We start from the raw sequence: 25,248 nt of genomic DNA on the forward strand, positions 1-25,248 counted from the left end.
TTCCCCCTACTCTAATTTCGTTCTTCATAATGAACTATGTCGGTTTTTAACCAGTCGAGGAGTTATATTATTCGGATACTTTTTGTTGTTGTTTTCCTGTTGATCATAGCGCAACTTTTTAACCTTCAAGTAGTTTCCAGTAAGTACCAGAAGTTGGCGCAGGAGAATGCTGTATTCCGCAAAGTGATTTATCCGCCCCGAGGAATTGTATATGACCGTAAAAACAGGGCAATTGTTAATAATACATTGATGTATGACCTGATGGTAACACCATCGGAGGTGAAGGGGCTTGATACGGCCTATCTCTGCCAGTTGCTGGAAATTGATACGGCAGAGTTCAAAGCCCGTATGCTAAATCTTATCTTCAAGAATGGGCGTTACCGGCCTTCGGCTCTTGAACCATTGTTGTCGAATGAGAAATACGCACGTCTTCAAGAAAACATGTGGCGTTTTAACAGGGGGTTCTTTTTACAGGAGCGCCCGGTACGCACCTATCCTTTTAATGTAGGTGCTCACTTCATGGGTTATATTGGAGAGGCGGACCCCAAAATTATCGCCCAGTCAAACGGGTTCTACCAGCCTGGTGATTATGTTGGCCGGAGTGGATTGGAAGCGTATTATGAAAGAATCCTGATGGGCCAGCGTGGGGTACAGTTCTTAATTAAGGATAATAAGAACCGCCTGGTCGGTAATTATGAAAACGGGGAGTTTGACACGGCATTTGTTGCAGGCCGCGGATTGCGCACTTATGTAGATGTGGAAGTGCAGAAATTGGCGGAGAAGCTGATGACCAATAAAGTAGGAGCCGTGGTAGCCATTGAGCCTAAGACTGGCGGGATCATTGCCATGACCTCAGGTCCCAACTTTGACCCTAGCTTATTAACAGGCTCTAATTTCAAGAAAACCTATGGCAAGTTTGTACTGGATGTTTCCCGTCCGTTGCTGAACCGTGCTATTAAAGGGCAATATCCACCTGGGTCTACCTTTAAGCCACTCGGCGGACTGGTGGCATTGGATGAAGGATTGATCACCCCTTCTTTTGGATATCCCTGCGGAGGCCGCTATTATGCCTGTGGTATTGGCAAACCAGCTTGTACGCACTCCGGTGGGGGGCATGCTGCTACTCTTCGTTTGGCTATTGCCAATTCCTGTAACTCCTATTTTACCCATGTTTACCGCATGGCTGCAGACAACCCGAAGTATGGAGGTGTAAAGAAAGGTTACGCTAAATGGAGGGAATATATGAACGCTTTCGGCCTGGGCACAAGAATTGGTATTGACCTGCCCAGTGAAGACAAGGGTAATATTCCCGATACGTCGGTTTATAATAAGGTATACCGAAATGTTTGGAGCTCCTGTACTAACCTTACTTTGGGTATTGGCCAGGATATGATGACGGCAACGCCGTTACAATTGGCCAATGCCATGTGCATTATTGCCAATAAAGGATATTATTATACACCTCACTTCGTAAAATCGGTTGACAACGAATCAAAAGAAGATACAGCTATTCTAAGCAAGTTCAGGGTAAAGCATGAACCTTTGACACATATTTCCGATTCTGCTTTTAACGCCGTTATCTGGGGTATGCAGGATGTGGTGACGGCTGGTACAGCCAGGGGTGCTGCCATTCCCGGTATTAATATATGTGCTAAAACCGGTACGGCTCAAAACTTCCGTTTTATCAATGGTAAGAAGATCGAGCTGAATGAAAACTCGATGTTTGTTTGCTTTGCTCCCCGTGAGAATCCTAAGATAGCCGTTGCGGTTGTTGTGGAAAATGCAGGTTTTGGTTCCACGGCAGCAGCGCCGATCGCATCATTATTAGTGGAAAAATTTTTAAATGATACCCTTCGCCCTGAGAGTGTAAAGAAAGCACAGGCTATGGCGGAAAAAAACCTGATGCCAAGCATTCTGGCACTGGAACAACATATTGCAGACTCTGCCAGGGCTTACAAGTGGTATGAAATGTATAAAGACAGCAGTTTAATCAACAAGTATCTGAACAGGAAATCTTCTCCAACAGAAAAGAAAGATTCTGATACCAAACAACCAGATAAAACAGAACCTGCCAAGAAGCCAACTCCAGCGCCACAGCGTGTGGCAATTACCTTTAGGGCTGAAACAGTGCTGCCAGAAGAACGTTACATTGTAAAAAGAAAAACACCTGTTGTATAAATGAACAGAAATAATGTTGGCCTATCTAAAGGTATAGATGTGATCATGGTATGGCTATACCTGCTGCTGGTATCTATTGGCATTATGGCCATCTTTGCCGTAACCTATCGTGAAGGAGACTCAATTGTTGCCAGTTTTTTTTCTTTCCAGACTGATTACAGCAAACAGTTTTACTTTTTTATCATTGCAGCATTCATTGGAATTTTTATCCTGCTTACGGATAGCAAGTTCTTTACGGCTACTGCCAATATCTGGTATGCGGTCGGTATATTTTTCATGTTGCTGGTATTTCCCTTTCACTCGAATGTTAAGGGAACGGAATCCATTATCCGCTTTGGCGGCTTCCAGTTTCAACCTGCAGAATTTTGTAAGGTGAGCGTATGCCTTGCCCTGTCAAAATATCTATCTCGTCCCGATACAGATTTCACCAAAGGCCGGTCTCAATTGATTGCCATGGCAATTGCCTTAACGCCAGCTATGCTGAGTATTATGCAAAGTGAGACGGGGCTGGCGCTGGTATATTTTTCATTTTTCCTGGTCATGTACCGTGAAGGGCTTTCTCCAACAATATTGGTGATTGGCTTTTCGATGGCTGTGCTGGTAGTGGCTACCATTGTGGTGGAACCTAATACACTGGCTATTATTTTAACGGCCATTGCTGGTATTTATGCTTATTTCAACCGCCGCCAGATCAAGCGCAGGAAGTCATCTTTAGTCACAATCATTTTTGTATGGCTGCTTTGTGTAGGTGTACAGCGTTTTGCCGTTCCGTTTATTTTCACCCATGTATTACAGAAGCACCAGGTAGAACGGATCTTTTCGCTATTTGGTAAAGACAATCCTTATGCAAAGGGGTTCATGGCTGTACAAGAAGGAGGGGACGCTAAAAAAGAGGGCGTTAATGATTACAACGTAAAGCAGTCTAAAATTGCCATCGGATCAGGCGGTGTGGTGGGTAAAGGATTGTTGAACGGCACACAGACCCGTTACGATTTTGTACCCGAACAGCGTACGGACTTTATCTTTTGTACTATAGGTGAAGGTTTTGGTTTTGTAGGGACCACCTTACTGCTTGTCATTTATCTTATTCTTTTGTTCCGCATTGTTACCCTAGCCGAACGACAGCGAAGTGTTTTCAGCCGATGTTATGCGTATGGGGTGGCAGCAGTTTTCTTCTTTCACATCACTATTAATGTAGCAATGACGGTGGGGCTGGCTCCGGTGATCGGTATTCCGCTGCCGCTGGTCAGTTATGGGGGAACGGCTTTGCTGACGTTTACGATTTTGTTATTTATTTTGATCAGGTTGGATGCGGACAGGCAGATGGTGTTGAGATAAAATTAATTTTTAGGATACATGACTATAATTCCTCTTTCTGAAGGGTCGTTTACGATTGATAAGACAAAGCAATTTGTACCCTTTGACGATGAGCAACATAATTTACAGGACCGGCCTGTTGGTAGTTTGCTGGTAGAAATACAACCGTTTATCGTAAAAACTCCAAAAGATATTCTGCTTCTCGATACTGGTTTGGGATTTCATGATCAAAAGCGTGATGAGATGCAATTACATGCATCATTAAAAAAGGCTGGTATCAGGCCGGAGGAAGTGACGAAGGTATTGATGACACATCTGCACAAAGATCATGCAGGCGGTATTTGCCTGGACACTGATCATTCTCGTCTTTCTTTGCCTAATGCCACTTATTATGTACAAAAGAGAGAATTGGACTTTGCCCTGAAAACAGGTTTTCCTTCTTTTATACCTGAAGAATTGGAGCCGTTGACAAAGTCGCCCCAGGTAGAACTACTGCATGAAGATGAAGGCGTAATCGATGATTATATTTCTTACCAACTTACCAGCGGTCATTCGCCTTTTCACCAGGCATTCTGGATCAGGGAGGGTAATGAGACTGTTTTCTTTGGAGGCGATGAGGCACCCCAGCTTCAACAGATGAAAGTAAAGTACAAGACCAAATACGATTTCAATCCAGATAAAGCATTGCAGTTGCGCCAGTTGTGGTGGCAGCAGGGACAAGAAGAAGGGTGGACGTTTTTGTTTTATCATGATATAAAACATCCGACATACGGTACCCCTAATCCCTAAAGGGATGCAACAAAGCCCAATTCTTTTTCGATTTCTTTTGGCAATTGGGGTAATCTCCGGCGTTCGATGAGGAAGGAGGTAAGTTGGGCTATTTCTTTATATATATAGTGTTTGTCGGCGGCGGACTTGAGATAATCCCTGCCGCTGCTACCACCTGTGCCAATGCGGGTACCGATCATACGGTGTACCATGTTCATATGACGATGGCGCCAGGTACTTAGCTGTTCGTCGATTTCCAGCAAATTATTCAGTAATTGAAAGGGTAGCTGCAGGAGGGGGTATCCCCGGTAGAGCATAATGAACAGAGCTGCCCTATTGGCTTTGGCGGATAAGGTATACTGCGATTCGCGATGCTGCTGGAAAAATACCTCGTCAAAGGACTCTAAGTTGTTCTTTTCAGCTTCGGCCAGGCTATTGGCGTAACGACTCTTGTATTCCCTCCAGAATGGATGGGTATCGTCTTCTTTTGGCACAAGAGAAAAGTTATTCCATTTCTCCGTTTTATCAAAAAAGGGCATGCGCTCCAACCAGGCATTTACCAGTTGAAACAACGATTGCTCACTTTCTGCTTTTTTGATTATGTCTATATGTTCCTGCCGAAGCTGGGAGGTATAATACTCTTTTCCATGGCGGTTCTCGAACTTTAAACCCAGTTTGGCCTCGAGCAGTTTGAATTGCCAGCTTTGAAAGCCGGAGGCGGGCCGCAGCATGTCGCGGAAATCAAGGAAGTCCATAGGCGTCATTGTTTCCAGAATATCTATCTGGTGTATGAGGACACGCAAGATGACTGCCATCCGGTTGATTCGATGGACAACTATTTGCAGTTCAGGAGAATTATCGTTGAGCGCAGGTTTACGCATGATCTCCAGAATGGAACCGGCCTCGTGGTGCAGCTGTTTGAACCATAGCTCATAGGCTTGATGTATAATGATGAAGAGCATTTCATCGTGGGCAGAAATGTCGTGCTTAGCACTTTCAGGGTCCTGGGCGTTGAGGATCTTGTCGAGCTGGAGATAGTCGTGGTAATGGAGCCCGCTCATACCCCCGCTCTCACCCCCGTCCCCTAAAGGGGAGCCAAGGTCGAACATTATTTTGGTGTCCATTTATGACTTAAAGGTTTATGGTTAAAAGTTAGTAATTCTATTTTACTAAAACCTTATTTAAGTGATGTGGGAGATGGAGGCGTATAAGAAAAAAGGGCAATCACAAGGACTGCCCAAAGATGTACATTGCTATATATTATGGCGTTGCAGCATTGATGCGCTCCGCCTTAGACACTGGGGTGTGGGGCTTCTATTATTTAAATTCGTAGCCGATGTCGCGGCGGTAGTACATGCCGGAAAATTGGATCTGGCGCATACCTTGCTTGCTTTTTTTAATAGCCTCCTTCAAGGTATCTCCTAGCCCGGTAGCGCAAATAACCCGGCCACCTTTGGTTACGATGTTATCGCCTTCGGCTTTTGTGCCGGCATGGAAAATAATGGTGTCTTCCACTTCTTCCTCAAGGCCACAAATTTCAAAACCAGTTAAATAATCGTTGGGATACCCACCGCTTACAGCTACAATGGTTGCGGCAAACCGTTCGTCTGTCTCAACGGTCGCTCCTTCCAGCTTTTGCTGTGCGGCTGCAATCAACAAGGGCACGAGGTCGCTTTTCAGGCGAGGCATTACCACTTCTGTTTCAGGGTCGCCCATGCGGCAGTTGTATTCTATCACATAGGGCTCTCCTGCCACTTTAATCAGTCCAAAGAACACAAATCCTTTATAGTCCAGGTTGTCCTTAGCCAGACCGGCGATTGTTGGTTCAACAACCTTTTGAATTACTTTTTGCATGAAGGCATCATCTGCAAAAGGCACAGGGCTAATCGCGCCCATACCACCTGTATTCAATCCTGTATCGCCTTCACCAATGCGCTTATAGTCTTTGGCTTCAGGCAGCAGTACATAATTTTTACCGTCGGTGAGTGCAAATACTGAAAGTTCAATGCCGTCCAAGAACTGTTCGATCACCACTTTTTTACTTGCTTCGCCGAATTTAGACTGCTGAATCATTTGTTCAAATTCCCTTAGAGCTTCCTGGTGAGTTTGGGCAATGATCACTCCCTTTCCGGCAGCTAAACCGTCAGCTTTCAAAACAATTGGTAAAGAATGCTGCTGGATGTATTGTTTTCCCAGTTCGAAATTATCGGCTGTAAACTCCTGATAAGCAGCAGTAGGAATTCCGTGCCGCTGCATGAAAGCTTTTGCGTAGGCTTTGCTTCCTTCCAATTGGGCAGCTTCCTGGGAAGGTCCAATGATCAATAAATGGCTCAAGCTAGCTTCTTTTTTCAGGAAATCAACCAATCCTTTTACCAGCGGCTCTTCAGGCCCTACAACCAGTAGTCCTATGTTTTTATCCAGGCAACAATTTTTGATTGCTTCAAAATCGGTAACCGAGAAAGGGAGGTTTGTACCCAGTTCTGCCGTTCCGGGATTGCCTGGGGCAATCAATAAGTTTTCACAATGTTCACTTTGCGCCATTTTCCATGCCAGTGCATGTTCGCGGCCGCCAGAGCCTAATAAAAGAATGTTCATACAATTGGTTTAAATGTTCGCGGGTATGCAGGTTCAGGGGTTTGGGTATTAAATGTTTTCAAAATTTTTATCGTTAAAAATGCAGGAACCACCGTCTTTTCAACTGCTTTTGAATGAAAACTCTAAATCAACACTCGCGAACCTGTAAACTTGCGAACTTTTTTTCTGGACTGCAATTTCGGTCAAGATTGTTAAACGCCGGAGGAATTATATTTGAGCCGATAATTTTTCTTATTTTAATTCAATAATCCAAGTACTTTTTTAATTCTTAATTGTTTACGTATGAATATTACAGCGGCGGATGAGGCCATCCTGCAGGAGTCAAAAGCCCAGAAGGGGCATCCAAAAGGTTTAGGCGTTTTGTTTACAACGGAAATGTGGGAGCGCTTCAACTTTTATGGAATGCGGGCCTTGCTTACACTGTTTCTTGCCAAATCTCTTTTAATGGGCGAAAAAGAGGCTTCCATTATTTATGGTGGCTTTTTGGGCCTTTGTTACCTGACACCAATGCTTGGTGGGTATATATCGGATAAGTATTTAGGAAACCGCAACTGTATTACATTGGGCGGTTTGACCATGGGTATCGGACAGCTCTTGCTGTTTTCAAGTGCCAGTGTTTTCCAGGGAAATATCGAACTAGCCAAGACCCTAATGTGGGTGGCATTGGGCGTTATTATTATGGGCAACGGCTTTTTCAAACCCAATATCTCCTCAATGGTGGGGCAGTTGTATCCTAAAGAACAAAAGAACAAGCTGGATTCCGCATTCACCATTTTTTACATGGGTATCAACATTGGCGCCTTGCTGGGACAAACCATTTGTCCGCTTGTTGGTGACGTGGAAGTAAACGGAGTAAGAGATCTCACTGCTTTTAAATGGGGTTTCCTGGCTGCTGGTATTGCCATGTTTTTGGGTGTAATCATTTTCTCTATCCTGAAAAATAAATATGTAGTTACACCTGAAGGGCAGGCTATTGGAGGAAAGCCGCAAAAGAATGTTGCTTATGATGATGAAGCAGGACAGGCTAAATTCAGCAAGAATGCTATTAGAGGTTCTTTAGTTGCTGCCGCTGCATTGATTGCCTTCTTTTATTTTGTTGCCGGTCAAAATATTATTTATTCCTTTATTTATAGTAGCGGCTTGACACTGGCCGGCCTGATCATGACAGACCAATCGCTGACCAAAGTAGAGCGCCAGAGAATCCTGGTTCTGTACATCGCCGCCTTCTTTGTAATCTTTTTTTGGGCAGCATTTGAACAGGCAGGTTCTTCTTTAACGTTCATTGCCGATAACCAAACGGACACTAGAATATTGGGCTGGAGGATGCCACCGAGCATGGTTCAAAACTTCAATGGTCTATTCGTGATCATATTTGCGCTGCCCTTCAGTGCCCTTTGGATCTGGCTGAGCAAAAGAAATGCAGAACCTATCTCCCCTGTGAAACAAGCATTTGGCCTTGCCCTGATTGCTTTAGGATACCTGATTATTGCTATGCAGGTAAAAGGTCTGGGTACTGCCGGAAAGATCGGAGTTATCTGGCTGATCGTCCTCTATCTTTTACATACCTGGGGAGAACTTTGCCTGTCACCCATAGGTTTGTCATTAGTTGCCAAGCTGGCACCAAGACGTTTTTCATCTTTGCTGATGGGTGTGTGGTTTTTAAGTAATGCTGCAGGTTACGCACTGACAGGTACTTTAGGAGCATTGTTGCCACCAACGGGAGACAAGTATGCTACTGCTGCTGAAAAAGGAATCAACCTGCAAGGCGTATTAGACGGAACGGCACAATTAACCCAGGAGCAAACGGCTTTCCTGGCCGAGCAGAAAATTGCCACTGCTTACCCGCAATTTGCTGGCTTTACGATTCATAACCTATATGAATTCTTTATGGTGTTTGTGATTCTTTGCGGTGTGGCTTCTGTTATTTTGTATTTGCTGTCACCGATATTGAAACGGATGATGCATGGCGTACGATAAGTTTGGGTAGTTCTATTTAAATCTGTAAATTGCCCACGATCCGGGTTAACCGGGTGTCTAACGTTTGCATGCCTAACTAAAAGAGGATGTTTCATTTCAGAAACATCCTCTTTTTTTATGTTTACAGGAAGTTCAATGGGGCATATTTTCCTCCCAGGATCTTTGTATCGTCTGCACCAAGCCATTTGTTTAAAACGGTGGCATAAACATTCTTGAAATCTATTTGATATTTCAAGTCGCCATTATCTAAATCGGTAAGTGCAGGCATGGCATTGATCAAGCCTTTTTGCTTCAAGCCTCCACTCATAAAGAACATGTTGTTGGCAGTGCCATGGTCGGTACCACCGCTAGCGTTCTGGGCTACGCGCCTGCCAAATTCTGAGAAAGTAAATAACAATACGTCGTTGAAACGGTTATTGGCCTTCAAGTCTTTGATAAAAGCAGCCACGGCATCATTCATCTCCCTGAAAAGGCGCTGTTGTTGCGCCTGCTGGTTGATGTGTGTATCAAAGCTTCCCAATGACACGTAATATACCTTAGTGTTGATGTCGGAAAAAATCAGAGAGGCAATGGTTTTAAAACTGTTGCCGGTTTCTGTCTTCGGATATTCTGCCCGGGAAGGATGCAGCCGTGACTGCTTAAAAATGTAATCGGCAGAGGACAAAGTTTCTGCCATTGTTTTATATAAATATTCTACTGGTTGTTCGTCGTGGTGGTCGTGAGCGGCATCCTGATAATTATGAGCGCCCAGCACTTCTTTGAAGAAGCGTTCGTTGCTCATGCCATATAACCGCTTAGGATCTTTCAGGGCCAGGCCTTTTACCTGATCGCCTTTGAGGGCCAGGCTCAGGACATCATCTATTTCCAAAGCTTGTGTAGGTTTATCACAGCCAGAGCACTGGGCATCCAGATAGCGGCCGATCCAGCCGGTATTCCAATACTCCTGGCTTTGGCTGGCGGTGTGCCAAATATCCATACTACGGAAATGAGACCTGTCAGGATTAGGATAGCCAACATTATTTAATATGCCTAAAGAACCATCATCATAAGCTTCTTTAAATGCAGTTAAAGCAGGATGAAGTCCGGCTTCATCAGTCAGCGATAATGCCGCTGTACGTTCGATACCCAGCTTAGGCCGCGAACGGTAATAAATGTCGTTACGTACAGGTATTACGGTATTCAAGCCATCGTTACCGCCACTTAATTGCAGGATAACAACCACCTTGTTACCGGGAGGTACAAGGGTGCCTGTTTCGAATGCCTTTAAAAACTTTGGCACCATAAACGAGGCTGTGGCGAGCGACCCGACTTGTAAGAATTCACGGCGTTTGAAATGCATGGTAATATTATTAAAGTATTCAGGGTTAACACATTTGGTATTCCGGAGTGCTCATTAAATGCAGGGTAGCGGTTTTGATAAAACCCTCACGACTACTGCTGTCTGCATAAGCTTTGATCAGATCTGCACTGGGTATTGACCTGGAAGGCAGAAGCGAAGCAGCTATCGATGTCAGCAGCTTTTCGCGCGGGATGCTCTCAAAATTTTTCGTATAATCGTTCCAGTTGATTTCCGCCTTTAATTGTTTTCCAAACCGTCCCATTGCCTTCCTGGCCTGCATTTCATTACCTTTTTCCTCCTGGCGCCCCATCATTCTATCGTCATCATCTTTAGGACGGATGTTTAACTCGTCCTGATCGTTCAGCATTTGTGGTATACGGAGCCGTGTCATTAAGGTGGAGCTATCGATCCAGGTTTTACCACCTGGCCACCCTGCTACATTAGGAGGATAAAACAGTACCTGGCCAAGAATGCGCTGAAGTAGCAGAAGGGCCTCTTCATTCTGCAATTCCATAGGGAGCATTCTTTGCATGCCAGTTAATAATTCAATGGGAGATTTGATACGTGTTCCCCTGTTCTTTGCATCATAAAACCAGTTGCTTGTGAAAATATCTTCAAGCAGCTTTGATATGTTATAATCATTTTGATAGAAGCGCCTTGCAAGCCAATCTACCTTTTCCATGTCTGCATTTTCATTGACAAAGAACCGGTACACTTTTAAGGTAATAAAGCTTGCTGTTTCCTTTCGTTCCAGCAACATATCCAACACGTCTTCGCCTTCAAAGGCACCAGTTTTGCCAAAGATGGTTTTGTTGCCAAAGTCGTGTTGAAAGCGACGGAACACAAATTCACCTTTCAGGTTGGCGCTCCAGCCGGTAAATGCACGGGCGGCTTCCTTGATATCGTTTTCTGTATAATGACCACGGCCTAATGTAAACAACTCCATCACTTCACGGGCAAAGTTCTCATTAGGGTGGTCCTTCCTGTTCTGAGCCGCATTTAAGAAATTGAGCATGGCGGCAGATTTAGATACTTCGTGCAGCAGGTCGCGGAAGCTTCCTAAGGCATTGCTTCTGATGATGTGCAGCAAATCCTGTTGGTAAAATACATTAAGGTTACGGGATGCAAAATGCCCATGCCAGAATAGCGCCATCTTTTCTCTCAACTGGGCTTTGCTATTCACCATTTCGGTTAGCCATAACAGATTGAGATTCTTTATGCTTTCCCGCTGTTTTTGCTGCACCATTTTACGGTTCTCTTCGTCCAGCTTTTTTCCCTCCTTGGCAGCATCGCCAATACCCATCATCAGTCCCTGCAAGTAGTTATCGGCGGCATCAATAAAATCGGGCTTTGTAGCAGATTCCTTTTGCAGTGCCTTGAACAATTGCTGGGATGTAATATTATGTAGTTGCTGTAATTGGCTGGTAGCGGGGCCAAAGCCTGCCCGCCACATGAGATGGAGGTTGCTTTCAAAGTGGGACATATTTATTTTTTTGCCGGAATTTATAAGACAGGAATTTGCAAGCCTGGTTTAATTGCAACAGAGATATAACATTAAATTCATATTACCTGATGTAAGTGAAGTTAAAGAGTGGGAAAACGATATAAAAAAGTAAATGGAGTATTGGAATAAATTCAGCCGGGAAGATAGGGATCAAGTTAAATGCTTGGGGGATGATAGATGATAGTTGATAGATGATCGTGAGATATTGGGATGTGAGGAAATGGGTGGTGTAAAAATAGGTTTTCTAGGCTTTTCCTAGGCTTAGCTATGGATCAAGTAGGGCTCAGGTATGGCTGAGCAACGAAGGATGATAAGAAGGACCAGGGATTGGAATCTGCCAGAGGCAGAAAACTGACGGATAAAGAGACAGGGGAGTCTGGGTGTATGGGGATGGGAAAAAAAGGGGACCAGGAACGAAGGTGGCATACTGTTGTCATACTCTAGGTATACTGTTGGTATGCTTCAGGTATACTTGAGGTACGAAGGATCCCTACTTGGAAGCTGGAGCTGGGAGAGGACAAAAGCGGCCATTTCCTGCCATTTTCTGCCAGATCGGCCAGAGGGGTTGGAGGGGTAGATGGGCAGCCCTAGCTTTAGGGAGTAAATGAAAAAGATGAAACAGCTTTACATTGACAACAGGACCCGCCTGGTAGTAGTAGATGGCAAAGTGATGTCCCGGCTGCTGCTGGGTATCATCCGGGGCTCCATTGGGAAGTGCTTTGTGGTGAAGCACTACCGGGCCAACAAGAAAAAGAAGTGGAAAAAAAGGATCATCGTGACCCGCTACCCGGATATGAGTGGGATTGTGGCCTCTGAAAAGCAGCGGGTAAGGAGGGATTTGTTCAAAGAGGCCGTGGTGTATGCCCAGTGGATCCTCTCGGATGCAGAAAGGAAGGAGACATTCAGGAAGACCCTGCCTAGGAAGAAGAGAAAGCATGTGTACCAGGCTGCCATCCGGTTGTATATGAATATGCAGGGGGACAAGCAGTGGCTGAGAAAACAACTGGCAGTCAGGGGCATGATGAGTAGTGGAAGGAAGGAAATAGCGGAGGTGAGGGTGGTGAAGGGGGAATTGTTCATGGGGAATGCTGGTGGAGGGAATGGTTGGGAGCAGTTGGGAGGCTGGAAGGTAGTGTGGCAGAAGGAAGTGACAGTGGGGCTTGAGGTGGTTGGTGTTTGTGGAAAGGAGCCGGCAGGTTTAGAAGTATTGCGGATTTAGGGAGGAGAAGAAGTTCGTTTTTTTTATGTTTTCCAATAAGCACAACGGATGGGCTCATGCAGATTGGGCAACAAAGAATGCGAACCTGCGAGACACTGAGAGATAGTAAGTTATGCAGCTTTTTTAAAATCATTGTCTGGATAAGCTTGGTTCGTAAATTTATCTACCTATGTGCAATTTTAAACAGACACTTTTCAAATGAAAAATATCCCGACACTTTTTGAATGGGCAGGCGATATGACCACGTTTGAAACTCTTTTTGACAAGTTTTATGACAAGGTTTTAAAAGACGATCTTCTACAAGAGTTGTTTCAAAATTTGTCACCAGAACACAGGAAACACGTTGCCCATTTCGTAGCTGAAGTTTTTGGTGGTGACAAATTATACACCAACCTTGACAATGGCAGTCATTCAAAAATGATAGGTAAGCATATTGGCAAAATGTTGACAGAGGAAAAACGTAAAAGATGGATGGCTTTACTTATTGAAACGGCAGATGAAGTAGGACTGAAAAGCGACCCAGAATTTCGTTCGGCATTTATTGGGTATTTAGAATGGGGGACAAGAATTGCCGTTATTAATTCGCAACTTACACAAAATCCTATGCAACAAGAAGAACCAATGCCGAATTGGGGTTGGGGCGAAACAAAAGGACCTTATTTACCATAAACCATAAAACTAAGAAATGATTGTAGAATATATCCGTTATAAAGTAGAGAAAGACAGACGACAAGAATTTATTGACGCTTATATCAAAGCTTCTACACAGCTTAACGCTTCTGAATATTGTTTAGCTTATGAGATAAGTGAATGTGAAGAAGAATTGGGAAGTTTTATTGTACGAATTGAATGGACATCAACTGACGAACATATAAATGGATTTAGAAAAAGCAATGTCTTTCCTGAGTTTTTTACAATTGTGAAACCGTTTTTCAACGACATTCAAGAAATGCGACATTATAAGCTGACAAACATAAATAAACGAAAATATACACCTTGAGCCCAACATGTGTAACTCTGACTTTCATTTTAAAGTATGTATTGGAAATAAAAATGGAATAACAGACGAGCTGATTGATAGAAAGTGTACCTTGAAGTGTGCCCAAAAACAAAAAGCCCCGTAAGCTTTTTAACTTACAGGGCTTCACATGAGAAATCTGCTGTAGGGGGAGGGTTCGAACCTCCACGGGGCCGTTAGACGCAACACAAAACTTAGTGGTCAACCCTGGTCGGCCGAACAAAGGTGTCAGGTCGGCTCTATGTTGTTTTTATCCGGTGATCCCCACCCTCGAGACAAGAGGGCATGTCTGCCAAAAATTTCATCACCCCACAGTATTCATTTGTATCAATGATCTGAGAACAAAATTAATACAAAACACTATTCCTTCAAAATTTTTCAAAGATTGTTTTAAATATTTAGACAATATTCATAACTTGGTAGAAAATATTGAATAACTTCAAACAGACACTGCAAAATTAGCCATGAATTTGAATATTGACAAACTTGATTTGCAAATTATTGAGTATTTAACACAAGATGCTCAAATTTCCTATGCAGATTTAGGTAAAAAGTTGTTCGTTTCGCCCGGAACGGTACATGTACGGATCAAGAAATTACAGGAAAGCGGCATTGTGAGCGGGACCCGAATGCATGTTGACCTAAAGAAACTGGGTTTTGATGTGATTGCATTCATTGGGATTTACCTGGAGAAAAGCTCCCTTTATGATGTGGTCGCTTCCGAGTTAGTGAAGATCCCTGAAATCGTTCGCATGAATTACACAACCGGTAACTGGAGCATCTTTGCTGAGGTGGTTTGTAAGGATATTGCTCAATTGCGCAGTGTGCTGCACGATGAATTACAAAAAATCAAAGGCATTGAACGCACTGAAACTTTCATTTCGCTGGAAGAATCGTTGAACAGGACGGTGAAGGTGATGGCGGATGAGGAGAATGATGCCCCCTAAGGGGAGCTCCGTACGCTTAAAGCGTCGCGGAGGCCGTTGCCCATCAGGTTGAAGGCGAACACGAGTAGCATGATGGCAAAGCCAGGAGCAAGGGCCAGTACTGGATTTTGGGTAATAATGAAATTATAGTTCTCTTTAATCATTAGCCCCCAGCTTGGTTGTGGCGGTTGTACTCCAATGCCAAGGAAACTTAGTCCTGCTTCTATTATGATGGCAGAGGCAAAGTTAGAAGCAGCAATAACGAGAATGGGTCCCAAAATATTGGGCAGGATATGCCGTAGAATAATCCTGGATGAGGAAAATCCTAATGCCCGGGCCGCTTCCACATATTGCAATTCTTTTGTAGCCAGTACCTGCCCACGTACCAGGCGGGCCACACTTACCCACATCGTTAACCCGACAGCAATAAATATCTGCCAGAATCCTTTGCCAAGCAGCAGGGTTACGGCAAAAACCAGGAGTAATGTTGGTATGCTCCAAATTACATTCACGAGCCACATCACCAGTTCGTCTGTTTTTCCACCAAAATAGCCACCGATGGCGCCCAGAAAAATACCTACGGTCAGGGAGATCAATACAGTTATAAAACCAACACTCAGGCTGATACGAGTGCCTATGATCAGCCGGCTTAATATATCACGGCCAAACTTATCTGTTCCTAATAAAAAGATTTTATGTACTACGGGTTCAGGAGCCAGAGCGGATAAGGCTAAACTCATACGTTCGCTCAAGTCTTCATCAATATACTTTTGAACAACGAGGCTATCGCTCTCTCTATGCCAATTTACTACAGGAACATAGTCATATTTGTCGGGTCTGCCATATGCCATTTGCTCTAACAAACCAGGTTGCCGGGGCTGCAAAACTTTTTTTACCAGAACGAAAGACTGCCGGAAGCCAGGTTTTTGTCCTCCTATTTCCAGGATGATACGATTCGCAAAAGGAGAAGAATCGGGCGCGAAAAAGTAGCCAAACAAGGCCGTGAAAATAGAGAGCCCAATAATGATCAAGCCAGCAACAGCACCTTTGTTTTTCCATAAGCGCTTCCAGGTGGTATGCCAAAAGGATGGGGAGCTGTTCATGAGAGAAAGATAGGAGAAAGTTTGGAGTTTGGGGTTTGGAGTTGATTATTATAAAAGGAAATGGCGGAGATGCAGGAAGTGCATTAGTAGTTGGAGTTAAATTCTACTTTGTTCTCCGGCCTTTCCATTCATAGTGGCCGAACTGGCTGATGAAACCAATGACAATTGTATATAGTATATGCAGGGGTTGCATCAATGGGAAATATAACATTAGCCGTTCTTCTTTGTAAAAACGGGAGACGGCGTAAAGAAAAATACCTTCCACTAAAGTTTTCATCAACAGGTATAACAACAGCATCCAGCCATTAGAGATATTGAAGAAGGTGGCGCCGAGCAGAACCAGGAACAGAAGGTTGAAGAGGTATACAAACAGCAGCACCATTGTAATCCGGTAATCATCATAATAGGTAGCCTTGCTGCTCCAACGTATGCGCTGACCGAAGAATGCCTTCCAGGAGGACATTGGCTCTGTCTGCATAATCACATCCCTACTTTTGATATACATTACCTTAGCCGGATGTTGCTTCCATATTTTATACATCAGCAACATATCGTCACCGCTTGCAATTTTATCAATGCCTTCAAATCCACGTACATCAAAAAATGCCTGGCGTTGATATGCAAGGTTAGCGCCATTGCACATGCTGTGGGTGCCAGCCTGAACGCTGGCTGCAGTGATGCCTTGCAGCATCATGAAATCGAGTGATTGGAAAATGTGTAATACAGATCGTTGCCCCAGGAATTTCACAGGTGCTGCCATAAATACAGCTCCTTTTTCCTTGTAAAAGCTGGCTATTGTTTGTATCCAGCATTTTTGTGGCAGGCAGTCAGCATCGGTAATGAGCACCAGCTCACCTTTTGAGGCGTTAATTCCGGCCTCGATCGCTTTCTTTTTTGAAGACTGGTCTGGTTGTGTATCGGGATGAACCAGTCTTACCTGTTTATTGGAAAATGAACCGACAACGTTTGCTGTTGCATCAGTTGAAAAGTCATTCACGATGATGATTTCGAAGAGATCCTTAGGATAGGTTTGATGTAACAAGGATTCTATTAAACGGCCAATGCATTGCTCCTCATTCCTTGCGGCCACGATCACCGATACAGAAACAGATGGAGGGTTTGCCGGTGCTTCATAAGCCTTCAATTTTTTCCAATGATAGTAGTAATAGCCTATCAGGGCGGAATAAAAGAGAAGGAAACAAAGGGTGAGGAGAAGCATTGGATCGTTTGGAGTTTATTTTATGATTTCTTGTATATCAGCATCATCTTCCAAGTTGTTCATTTGGCGCTGGACCCAGCCGCTTCGTTTGGAAACGTAACCGGAAAGCGGTTTTACCGAATACTTTTTAGGATTTGGCAGGCAGGCTGCTATCTGAGCGGCTTCACGACGGGTAAGCTTTGATGCAGGCTTTTTGAAGTAAGCCTGTGCAGCAGCTTCTGCGCCATATATGCCTTTGCCCATTTCAATCACGTTAAGGTATACTTCCAGGATGCGTTTTTTTCCCCATATCCATTCGATCATTTTAGTAAAATAAACTTCCAGTCCTTTGCGGATCCAACTACGGCCTTGCCATAAAAAGACATTCTTTGCTGTTTGCTGGCTGATGGTACTAGCTCCTTTTACCCTGTTTGGCTTCCGCTCATTGTGTTTCATGGCTTTGTCGATGCTCTTCCAATCGAATCCGCCGTGATCGGGAAACACCTGGTCTTCAGAGGAAATCACGGCCAGTTTCATATTGTAAGAAATCTCATCACCATTTACATAATCTCTTTTAAGGCCATCGCCGCCAAACAAACCAGAAAGCTGTGTAAGGGTAACCGGCGGATCTATCCATTTCAGAATGATAATGTACAGAAGCTGCGAAAGAAAAAGCCCAATCACAATCCTTTTAATCCATCTTAACATAAGCAGTACTGCTCCTTTGTTTTTTATTTTACTCCGGGAACGAATTTTTCGCGAAGGTAGGGCTGGAATGACGAATTATTCGAATCCGCCAGAGGCGGACACGTGACGAATGGGAAAAGGGAGGAAATGAAAGACGGTTGGTGATAGATTAATTATTGGGGAAGTTTATTACCATAGAATAAAAGGCCGACTAATAAAGCGATGCCAAAGCCGATGAAAATAACACCATTGATACGATTAATCAGATGAATGTTCTTTGCTGTAAGGCGCCTACGCAGCTTTCCTGCCAGTAAGACCTTCGTAATATCTCCAATTACTACCAAGGCAAGCGCAATACTAAAAATCACTATACGCTCCTGGGTTGTGTGGCTGACAAAGGCCGTAGAAGTAGTGAGCCAGAATACAATGATGGCAGGGTTTAAAATATTCATGAAGTAGCCAGCCAATAATAATTTCAGATAATCTCTCTTTCTTACTTTTAATATTTGGTGTCCATGTTCATTGACAATTACCTTTTTGAAGAACAAGTAATAAATACCTACCGATATCAAAAAAGTACTGCCGACAATCCCGATCTCCGTTTTGCGTTCACCAAATTCAGAGAACAGTTCGGTAAACATATTCGATGCAACAGCCAGTGTAATATCACTGAAGGAAACACCGATGATAAAAGCCAGCCCGCCTTTAATGCCGTTATTAATGCTTTGTTTGAGAATGGAGAAAATAACCGGTCCCACCGATATACTCAATAACAAACCTAACGTAGTTCCTTTCCAGATAGCCTCAAGCATAATATCAAATGAGAAGTTAACTTTCGGACTTTACTTCATATTTCGTCTTTAAAAATTCATTCCAGTCCTGGAGCATTTTGCCCTTGAGTACTCTTGGAAATTTATGTTGGCTGCCGAGTTTGCCTTCTCTTTCCATGAATTGCATAAACACGTCTTCAGGTAACTTTTGAAGGAACACTTCTTTCAGTGCGCTGGTGCGCTCAACAGCATAGTCATCGTTCAACTCACACAGGTGCTGGTCAATTTTATCGCGCAGCAATGTTTCATCCACCGGATCATTGCAGGCTACATACCATTTGTGTGCGAATAAACTTTCGTAGGGGAAACCAACTACAGTAAATTCTGGGATTGAAATATTCAATTCATTACTTACTACTTCAATGGCTTTGTTCATATTGTCCACGCTCAAGTGTTCACCAACAAGGCTCAGGAAGTGTTTGGTTCTGCCAGTAATCACAACCTCGTTTCTTTCCAGATCGACAAAACGTAAGGTATCACCGATCAGATAACGCCAGGCACCAGCATTTGTACTCATTAACAGAGCATACTCTTTTCCCAACTCTACCTCATTAATCAACAAAGCTTCAGGATGTTCTACCAACTTTCCATCGCTGGTAAAGTTTTTATCGTTGAAGGGGACGAACTCCATGAAAATGTTGTTATCCAAAAATAGTCGCATGCCTTTGGAGTTCTCACGGTCGCGGTAAGCAATGAACCCTTCACTGGACAAGTAGTTCTCTATATAAATGATGGGTTTGCCCAACAACTTTTCAAAGCCCTTTTTATAAGGCTCGAAGGCTACGCCACCATGCACGAAGAATCCGAGGTTAGGCCAAATTTCATGGATATTGTTCAGTTTATAGTGCTCGATGATCATTTCCATACACATCTGACACCAGGCAGGCACACCTACAATATAGCCGATGTCCCATTCAGGTGCCTTCTCTACAATTTCATTGAGCTTTTGGTTCCAGTCTTTAATAGCAGCAATACGACCACCTGGCTTATAAAATGTTTGAAACCAGAAAGGCCTGTTTTTCATTAATATACCGCTGAGGTCGCCAGCATACCATCCGGCCTTACCTTTTTGTAAGTCTGTAGCACCTCCCAACATCAGGAAACCTTTGGTCATTGATTGCCGAGGGAGGTGGCTATAATTCATGAGAGACAGCAACTGCCTGATGTTATTGATGCGGTTGCTGCGCAACATATCTTTAGTAACGGGGATAAACTTACTGGCAGATTCGGAAGTGCCCGAGCTTAATGCATAGTACTTGATCTTTCCAGGCCATGCAACGTCAGGTACGCCGTCCAGTGTTTTCTTCCACCACTCCTCGTATATTTTATTATAATCATGTACAGGGACAAGCTCCTGAAATTTCCTAGCAAGCTCATTACTAAATAATATTTCATCGAAATGATATTGCTGCCCAAACTCTGTGAACCTAGCCTTCTTCAACAACTTCTTCAATACCTGCAGCTGTTGCTGTAACGGATCGTTACCCGATAAGCGCAATGCTTTAGCAATAGTATTCGGTATTTTAATATCAAGAAAACTCGCCATGCAAGTGATTTATATTTGTCAAATATAAAGGTAGGAGGAGTTTATTATTATTTGGTTTTTGGCCAACGGTTACTATACCTGGTTGAAACAGTTTTACCCATCCAGATTTCTATAGTTTTTTAGGATTAGTTTCACATCATGCATTGGTTCATAATTGCGTGCGTACCAATAATCCAAACGGGAAATATTTTCATTTAAGATGTCCTTCTTTGGTCCCAGCACACTAACGACAGCCTGTCGCAGGACAGGTAATCCTTTGCCACGGGTATGATAGCCAATCCACGTTTTGCGGCCAATGAGCACGCGCATGGAATTACCCAAAAAGCTCAGAGGTTTTTTGATCACTAATAAGTGTATGGGAAAACTGATGAGGAATATCAGCGCTGTAATCATATCAACCAAACGTTTGCTACGCTTTTTGTGAGGTTGAGCAAGGTTAAATTTTTCTTCAGCAGTCAATACTTCGCCACTTGTATAACTTAAATCGCTTCCCACGATACTACTGCTGCCTTCCATATGGAACCAAGTAGAAACCGGAATATGCTGGATCAAATACATTACAGACCGAGCAGGAATTTCGCCCACACACATGATCAGTTCCTTTGCACCTGAAGCCAGTGCTATTGCTTCCATATTTTGAAGCATTGCATGGATATTGGTTTGAGTATCGATAGAAAGCCGGTCAATAATTTTTTTATGCAATTTTTGTTGTTGCAAAATATGTTTCACTTCTTCAAATTCTTTTTCTGAGCCGGCAATTAGTATATAAGGCTTCGAAATGGAATGGGGCGGATGTTGCAATAACTTTCCTTTGAGCAAAACGAGACGGAATAAAAATAAGAGCAGAAAAGAAAGCAGTGAACCAAATAATACGATACCCCTGGAAAAACGATAGTGCTCGGGCAGCAGGGCATAGCCAGCCAACAGTGTCAGCAAGGCAATAAGAGAAGAGCGAACCAAGGTCCTTTGCCTGAAAGTTTTATTATATAGGCCTGAAAAGTAAGCTACAGCCAGATAAACAAAAGTAAATGCAGGAAAAGCGACCTGTAATAATGTGTTGGGATATACGTGACCACCTTTGACCACATTTGCCCAAGCTTCTTTCACCAGCCAGAAAGAAAACAAAATAATGACGGCATCAATTAAAGGCAGTCCAATCCATCGCACCAGTTTTGCAACAGCAGAGATCAATGCCCGCACCCAGATGGCGAAATGAATGGCCGCATTAAAGATACCGGCCTTGGCACCGCCATAGTGCTTGTGCACGAATATGCTCATCGCCTGAAAAAACATCCGCACATAGTTAAGGCTACCACGTTTCGTGCTTTCACCCTTGAAGTGAATGATCTCTGTTTCCGCCAGGTAATAATTTTGGAAACCACCTTCTTCCTGGATCCGGTAGCTAAGGTCTATATCCTCTCCATACATAAAGAATGTTTCATCAAAAGAACCCACCTTTTCCAATACATCTTTCCGAACCATCATGAAAGCACCTGCCAGTACGTCGACCTTGTGATTTTGATGAGCATCCAGATGTCCAAGGTAATAGCGACTAAAGATCTTAGATTTTGGGAAAAGTGCAGACAAGCCAAAAAGTTTAAAGAGAGAAGTAGTGGGCGCAGGAAAAGCCCTCTTAGACTCTTTTAAAAAATTGCCTGACCCATCGAGCATCCGCACACCAAGAGCACCAGCATCTGAGTGTTTCAGGAAGAAATGCAGGCATTTTTCGATTGTGTCCTCAGCGATTATGGTATCGGGGTTTAGGAAAAGGATATAATTGCCGGTAGCGTACTGCAAGCCTTTATTGCAAGCCTTTGCAAAGCCCAGGTTAGCACCAGCCTGAAGAAATTGTACCTTAGGGAACTTTGGTTGCAAGTATTCAATACTACCATCAGAGGATTGGTTATCCACTACAATAACCTGAATATTTTGCAATGTGCCCTTTTGCAAAGAATACAGACACTGCTCCAGAAAGTGCTTGACGTTGTAGTTTACTATGATGACTGAGACTTGCAAGGGTACAAAGAAAGAGGGAAAGCGGGAAAGTAGGAATAATCAGGGAAATAATTGGCATTTATGATGTAGATGCAGACTTTTTAACCGAAGGCACTTACTTCGAACTGATTTGAACCCCGATCAACAGTGCCATGTGCAATCCAAACCATTGCTGGCTTCCCCAGCCATCAGCGATGAGAAAGTGGCTGTAGTTAGCAAAAGCACCTTTTGCATTAGCCTCGGCAAACAATAGTTTTGAAATGTTGTAACGGAGCCCTCCTTCCAATACTATTACATAACCAGTTATGTTATACCGATCATCCCTGTGCTTTCCCATGATTGTTGTATTCGTTTTGGGAATGACCGGACCTGCACCGGCTTTGAACAGCAAGTTCAGGACTTTCACACCATTCTTATCTTGCAACAGAGGTTTCCATTTCATCCATTTCAATAGAGCGTAGTTAGCACCATCGCTATGCTCCAATTGGACGAAGTCAGGGTTGATCAGTGTATCTGTTTCGTAATTATGGCCATTGATGGTTCCTTGCATGCGCACAGGTTGCGACTGAAGTATATAATACTTGATATGATCAAAGTTGAATTCGATGCCCCAGTTCTTTTTATAATTGTAATAACCTAATGCGTAGCTATATTGAGGTGCTCCCTGGCTAAAGTCCAGGCCTTCGTCATCTTTACCTCGCACATTTTCAAGCGTAAAATCAAAAGCAGGGTGGGCGGAACTTTTCAACCTGATATCGCTCTTAGAATAAAAAGACCGGTTTGTGCCAATAGCTATATAAAAGGTGCGCGGCTTTTCCTCCTTTTGAGCAGGAATATTCATTTGTGCTTGCAAAGCATTGCTATAAAGCATAAAAAGTATGAATATAAATATTCCAACTACCTTTTGCATACACTGGTCATAAGGATGCGGTTAGTAGGTAAATAGATTAAGTGCTTGCCCATTATAAAACTTCAAAAGACGGGCCTGAATTTTTAAAGTAGTGTTGATGACGAGGGGACTCCAGGCTGGAGGGAGGGAGAAGATAACAGATGATAGAGGTAGATTGAAGTATTGTGGGTTGGAGAAGGTATGGCACGGCAGAGAAGAATGAATTTGGTGCGGGCGTACAAAACAAACCTGTAAATCAGTAACCAATCCCAGCAATCGATGGTTATCTTTGCGCATGCTTAAATCAACTCTATTAGAAGCCGTGCAGTCGGCAGCTGATGAAGTGCGGCGCTTCATTGACCTGGATTTTAAAATTTCCAATAAGGAAGGGGTGAACAACCTTGTAACCGAAGTGGACCATGCATCTGAAAAGATCATCATAGATACGATCAAAAAGAACTTCCCTGACCACTATATTCTGACTGAAGAATCAGGGGAAATTTACCAGGATTCGCAATACAAATGGATCATAGACCCTATTGATGGCACAGTGAATTTTGCCCACCGTATTCCTATCTGCTGTATTTCCATTGGTGTGGAGCATAACGGCAAAATGATACTTGGCGCGGTTTACAATCCTTTCATGAATGAAATGTTCTTAGCAGAAAGAGGATGTGGCGCCACACTCAACGACAGACCAATCAGCGTTAGCAAGAAGGAAAAAGTAGAGAACTCCTGCCTGGTTACTGGTTTTCCCTACACTTATCTTGATATGCCCAATGGACCGTTGGAAGTATTTGACCGCCTGATCCGCAGGGGCGTTCCTGTCCGCCGACTGGGCTCTGCAGCGATAGACCTTTGCTGGGTAGCCTGTGGCCGTTTTGATGGTTTTTACGAGCATAAACTGAATGCATGGGACAGCGCTGCCGGATTTTTACTGGTGGAAGAAGCTGGTGGCAGAGTAACCGATATGAAAGGAAGCCCGTATTCACCATATCAGCCAGGAATTGTAGCTACCAATGGTATTATACATAATGAACTGTTGAAATGGGTGAATAACGAAATTTGAGGTAGTAAACATCAAACTATAATTTGTAAATAGTGAATAAATGAGTGATCGCACAGAAATATCTACTCTAGGTGAGTTTGGTTTGATAGATCATTTGACTAAGAATATTGAAATACAAAATGCATCTAGTATTGTTGGTGTGGGTGACGATGCGGCCGTGATTGACCATTTTGGCAAGCAAACGGTGATCACCAATGACCTGTTGGTTGAAGGGGTACACTTTGATCTGATGTACACACCTTTGAAACACCTGGGTTATAAAACAGTAGTGGTGAATGTGAGCGACATCTACGCCATGAATGCCACTCCAACACAGATCATCCTTGGTCTGGCCTTCAGCAATCGCTTTAGCCTGGAAGCCCTGGATGAATTTTATGAAGGTGTTTATGCTGCCTGTGAAGAATATGGGGTAGACCTGATTGGGGGTGATACCACATCTTCGCAGAAAGGTTTTATTATTTCCTGCACTGCCATAGGCGAAGTAGCACCAGACAAGTACACGAAGAGAAGCGGGGCACAAAAAGGAGACTTGCTCTGTGTGAGCGGTGACCTGGGAGCTGCTTTTCTGGGACTTACTTTATTGGAGCGGGAAAAGAGAATATTCCAGGAAAGCCCAGGTGTGCAGCCAGACCTTGAGGGAGAAAAATATATTGTAGGCAGGATATTAAAACCTGAGGCAAGAAAGGACATCACTGCTTTTTTTGCGGAAGCTGAGATTACACCTACTTCGATGATTGACGTGAGTGATGGCCTTAGTTCGGAGATACTGCACATCTGCAAGCAAAGTGAAGTAGGTTGTGTATTGTACGAAGAAAAAATCCCCATTGCGGAAGAAAGCCGGCAGGCTGCATTTAAATTCAACCTTGACCCAACGGCCTGTGCCCTGAGTGGAGGGGAAGATTATGAACTTCTGTTTACCATTAAGCAGGATGATTACGATAAACTGAAGGATCATCCAGAGATCAGTGTAATTGGTTATATAACAGACGAAGAGGCAGGTGCCCAAATTTATACGAAGGGTGGGAGCAAACATCCTATTACAGCCCAGGGATGGAATGCTTTTAATGGGTAAATCGTAAATACCATTAGG

At 43.6% G+C, this 25,248-nt stretch carries 21 protein-coding genes; 10 read left to right on the top strand and 11 right to left on the bottom strand.

Annotation, left to right across the window (positions count from 1 at the left end):
- Positions 1-36: 36 nt before the first annotated feature.
- The 3 genes from mrdA to OCK74_RS17470 are packed head-to-tail and all read left to right on the top strand — an operon-like array spanning position 37 to position 4,284.
- Complete coding sequence (mrdA, locus tag OCK74_RS17460; RefSeq protein WP_279298354.1) at positions 37-2,178, top strand: penicillin-binding protein 2; 2,142 nt, start codon at positions 37-39, stop codon at positions 2,176-2,178.
- Positions 2,179-3,516, top strand: coding sequence for a rod shape-determining protein RodA (rodA, locus tag OCK74_RS17465; RefSeq protein ID WP_279298355.1), 1,338 nt, complete (start codon positions 2,179-2,181; stop codon positions 3,514-3,516).
- Positions 3,517-3,534: 18 nt separating this feature from the next.
- Complete coding sequence (locus OCK74_RS17470) at positions 3,535-4,284, top strand: MBL fold metallo-hydrolase (protein WP_279298356.1); 750 nt, start codon at positions 3,535-3,537, stop codon at positions 4,282-4,284.
- Here the strand turns inward: OCK74_RS17470 and OCK74_RS17475 are convergent.
- Together OCK74_RS17475 and purD are read right to left on the bottom strand one after the other, a co-directional pair.
- Positions 4,281-5,387: a tryptophan 2,3-dioxygenase gene (locus tag OCK74_RS17475; protein WP_279298357.1), complete on the bottom strand. Its 1,107-nt coding sequence runs from the start codon at positions 5,385-5,387 to the stop codon at positions 4,281-4,283. The genes OCK74_RS17470 and OCK74_RS17475 overlap by 4 nt on opposite strands.
- 193 nt (positions 5,388-5,580) lie before the next feature.
- Positions 5,581-6,858 (bottom strand): phosphoribosylamine--glycine ligase, encoded by a 1,278-nt coding sequence (purD, locus tag OCK74_RS17480; protein WP_279298358.1) that lies wholly within the window; start codon positions 6,856-6,858, stop codon positions 5,581-5,583.
- A gap of 282 nt (positions 6,859-7,140) precedes the next feature.
- Here purD and OCK74_RS17485 point away from each other — a divergent pair, with 282 nt between their 5' ends.
- Positions 7,141-8,835, top strand: a complete 1,695-nt coding sequence (locus OCK74_RS17485; protein WP_279298359.1) for a peptide MFS transporter — start codon at positions 7,141-7,143, stop codon at positions 8,833-8,835.
- A gap of 121 nt (positions 8,836-8,956) precedes the next feature.
- Here OCK74_RS17485 and OCK74_RS17490 read toward each other — a convergent pair whose 3' ends face one another.
- Both OCK74_RS17490 and OCK74_RS17495 read right to left on the bottom strand, forming a co-directional pair.
- Positions 8,957-10,174: a DUF1501 domain-containing protein gene (locus OCK74_RS17490; RefSeq protein ID WP_279298360.1), complete on the bottom strand. Its 1,218-nt coding sequence runs from the start codon at positions 10,172-10,174 to the stop codon at positions 8,957-8,959.
- Positions 10,175-10,199: 25 nt separating this feature from the next.
- Positions 10,200-11,657, bottom strand: a complete 1,458-nt coding sequence (locus OCK74_RS17495; RefSeq protein WP_279298361.1) for a DUF1800 domain-containing protein — start codon at positions 11,655-11,657, stop codon at positions 10,200-10,202.
- A gap of 634 nt (positions 11,658-12,291) precedes the next feature.
- Here OCK74_RS17495 and OCK74_RS17500 point away from each other — a divergent pair.
- From OCK74_RS17500 to OCK74_RS17515, 4 genes are all read left to right on the top strand, one after another.
- The gene (locus OCK74_RS17500; RefSeq protein ID WP_279298362.1) at positions 12,292-12,897 is read left to right on the top strand and encodes a hypothetical protein; all 606 of its coding nucleotides are present in this window, start codon (positions 12,292-12,294) and stop codon (positions 12,895-12,897) included.
- Positions 12,898-13,095: 198 nt separating this feature from the next.
- A complete protein-coding gene (locus tag OCK74_RS17505; RefSeq protein WP_279298363.1) occupies positions 13,096-13,566 on the top strand; it encodes a group II truncated hemoglobin in 471 nt (156 codons plus the stop codon).
- 16 nt (positions 13,567-13,582) lie between these two features.
- Positions 13,583-13,897 (top strand): putative quinol monooxygenase, encoded by a 315-nt coding sequence (locus tag OCK74_RS17510; RefSeq protein WP_279298364.1) that lies wholly within the window; start codon positions 13,583-13,585, stop codon positions 13,895-13,897.
- A 482-nt stretch (positions 13,898-14,379) separates the two neighbouring features.
- The gene (locus tag OCK74_RS17515; protein ID WP_279298365.1) at positions 14,380-14,862 is read left to right on the top strand and encodes an Lrp/AsnC ligand binding domain-containing protein; all 483 of its coding nucleotides are present in this window, start codon (positions 14,380-14,382) and stop codon (positions 14,860-14,862) included.
- Here OCK74_RS17515 and OCK74_RS17520 read toward each other — a convergent pair.
- The 7 genes from OCK74_RS17520 to OCK74_RS17550 all read right to left on the bottom strand — a co-directional run bounded on the left by OCK74_RS17520 (position 14,859) and on the right by OCK74_RS17550 (position 23,110).
- The gene (locus OCK74_RS17520) at positions 14,859-15,944 is read right to left on the bottom strand and encodes an ABC transporter permease (protein ID WP_279298366.1); all 1,086 of its coding nucleotides are present in this window, start codon (positions 15,942-15,944) and stop codon (positions 14,859-14,861) included. The two genes, OCK74_RS17515 and OCK74_RS17520, sit on opposite strands and share 4 nt — an antisense overlap.
- Positions 15,945-16,047: 103 nt before the next feature.
- Positions 16,048-17,163 (bottom strand): glycosyltransferase, encoded by a 1,116-nt coding sequence (locus OCK74_RS17525; RefSeq protein WP_279298367.1) that lies wholly within the window; start codon positions 17,161-17,163, stop codon positions 16,048-16,050.
- A 15-nt stretch (positions 17,164-17,178) separates the two neighbouring features.
- The gene (gene mtgA, locus OCK74_RS17530) at positions 17,179-17,850 is read right to left on the bottom strand and encodes a monofunctional biosynthetic peptidoglycan transglycosylase (RefSeq protein WP_279298368.1); all 672 of its coding nucleotides are present in this window, start codon (positions 17,848-17,850) and stop codon (positions 17,179-17,181) included.
- Between the two features lie 152 nt (positions 17,851-18,002).
- A complete protein-coding gene (locus OCK74_RS17535) occupies positions 18,003-18,641 on the bottom strand; it encodes a LysE family translocator (RefSeq protein ID WP_279298369.1) in 639 nt (212 codons plus the stop codon).
- A gap of 16 nt (positions 18,642-18,657) precedes the next feature.
- Positions 18,658-20,205, bottom strand: a complete 1,548-nt coding sequence (locus OCK74_RS17540) for a GH3 family acyl-acid amido synthetase (protein WP_279298370.1) — start codon at positions 20,203-20,205, stop codon at positions 18,658-18,660.
- 93 nt (positions 20,206-20,298) lie between these two features.
- Positions 20,299-22,221: a glycosyltransferase family 2 protein gene (locus tag OCK74_RS17545; RefSeq protein ID WP_279298371.1), complete on the bottom strand. Its 1,923-nt coding sequence runs from the start codon at positions 22,219-22,221 to the stop codon at positions 20,299-20,301.
- A 94-nt stretch (positions 22,222-22,315) separates the two neighbouring features.
- Complete coding sequence (locus OCK74_RS17550; protein WP_279298372.1) at positions 22,316-23,110, bottom strand: hypothetical protein; 795 nt, start codon at positions 23,108-23,110, stop codon at positions 22,316-22,318.
- Between the two features lie 274 nt (positions 23,111-23,384).
- Between OCK74_RS17550 and OCK74_RS17555 the strand changes: the two genes are divergently transcribed.
- Together OCK74_RS17555 and thiL are read left to right on the top strand one after the other, a co-directional pair.
- Positions 23,385-24,158 carry an inositol monophosphatase family protein gene (locus OCK74_RS17555; protein ID WP_279298373.1) on the top strand — a complete coding sequence of 258 codons (774 nt, stop codon included), beginning with the start codon at positions 23,385-23,387 and terminating at the stop codon, positions 24,156-24,158.
- 40 nt (positions 24,159-24,198) lie between these two features.
- Positions 24,199-25,230, top strand: coding sequence for a thiamine-phosphate kinase (thiL, locus tag OCK74_RS17560; protein WP_279298374.1), 1,032 nt, complete (start codon positions 24,199-24,201; stop codon positions 25,228-25,230).
- The last annotated feature ends 18 nt before the right edge of the window (positions 25,231-25,248 follow it).

Origin of the sequence: Paraflavisolibacter caeni (genome assembly GCF_025628885.1) — a bacterium.
In the GTDB taxonomy this organism is placed as follows: domain Bacteria; phylum Bacteroidota; class Bacteroidia; order Chitinophagales; family Chitinophagaceae; genus Flavisolibacter; species Flavisolibacter caeni.

Excerpts from the sequence above, each read along its gene's own strand:
- mrdA (WP_279298354.1), top strand. The coding sequence starts at position 37 with ATGTCGGTTTTTAACCAGTCGAGGAGTTATATTATTCGGATACTTTTT.
- rodA (WP_279298355.1), top strand. The coding sequence starts at position 2,179 with ATGAACAGAAATAATGTTGGCCTATCTAAAGGTATAGATGTGATCATG.
- OCK74_RS17470 (WP_279298356.1), top strand. The coding sequence starts at position 3,535 with ATGACTATAATTCCTCTTTCTGAAGGGTCGTTTACGATTGATAAGACA.
- OCK74_RS17475 (WP_279298357.1), bottom strand. The coding sequence starts at position 5,387 with ATGGACACCAAAATAATGTTCGACCTTGGCTCCCCTTTAGGGGACGGG.
- purD (WP_279298358.1), bottom strand. The coding sequence starts at position 6,858 with ATGAACATTCTTTTATTAGGCTCTGGCGGCCGCGAACATGCACTGGCA.
- OCK74_RS17485 (WP_279298359.1), top strand. The coding sequence starts at position 7,141 with ATGAATATTACAGCGGCGGATGAGGCCATCCTGCAGGAGTCAAAAGCC.
- OCK74_RS17490 (WP_279298360.1), bottom strand. The coding sequence starts at position 10,174 with ATGCATTTCAAACGCCGTGAATTCTTACAAGTCGGGTCGCTCGCCACA.
- OCK74_RS17495 (WP_279298361.1), bottom strand. The coding sequence starts at position 11,657 with ATGTCCCACTTTGAAAGCAACCTCCATCTCATGTGGCGGGCAGGCTTT.
- OCK74_RS17500 (WP_279298362.1), top strand. The coding sequence starts at position 12,292 with ATGAAACAGCTTTACATTGACAACAGGACCCGCCTGGTAGTAGTAGAT.
- OCK74_RS17505 (WP_279298363.1), top strand. The coding sequence starts at position 13,096 with ATGAAAAATATCCCGACACTTTTTGAATGGGCAGGCGATATGACCACG.
- OCK74_RS17510 (WP_279298364.1), top strand. The coding sequence starts at position 13,583 with ATGATTGTAGAATATATCCGTTATAAAGTAGAGAAAGACAGACGACAA.
- OCK74_RS17515 (WP_279298365.1), top strand. The coding sequence starts at position 14,380 with ATGAATTTGAATATTGACAAACTTGATTTGCAAATTATTGAGTATTTA.
- OCK74_RS17520 (WP_279298366.1), bottom strand. The coding sequence starts at position 15,944 with ATGAACAGCTCCCCATCCTTTTGGCATACCACCTGGAAGCGCTTATGG.
- OCK74_RS17525 (WP_279298367.1), bottom strand. The coding sequence starts at position 17,163 with ATGCTTCTCCTCACCCTTTGTTTCCTTCTCTTTTATTCCGCCCTGATA.
- mtgA (WP_279298368.1), bottom strand. The coding sequence starts at position 17,850 with ATGTTAAGATGGATTAAAAGGATTGTGATTGGGCTTTTTCTTTCGCAG.
- OCK74_RS17535 (WP_279298369.1), bottom strand. The coding sequence starts at position 18,641 with ATGCTTGAGGCTATCTGGAAAGGAACTACGTTAGGTTTGTTATTGAGT.
- OCK74_RS17540 (WP_279298370.1), bottom strand. The coding sequence starts at position 20,205 with ATGGCGAGTTTTCTTGATATTAAAATACCGAATACTATTGCTAAAGCA.
- OCK74_RS17550 (WP_279298372.1), bottom strand. The coding sequence starts at position 23,110 with ATGCAAAAGGTAGTTGGAATATTTATATTCATACTTTTTATGCTTTAT.
- OCK74_RS17555 (WP_279298373.1), top strand. The coding sequence starts at position 23,385 with ATGCTTAAATCAACTCTATTAGAAGCCGTGCAGTCGGCAGCTGATGAA.
- thiL (WP_279298374.1), top strand. The coding sequence starts at position 24,199 with ATGAGTGATCGCACAGAAATATCTACTCTAGGTGAGTTTGGTTTGATA.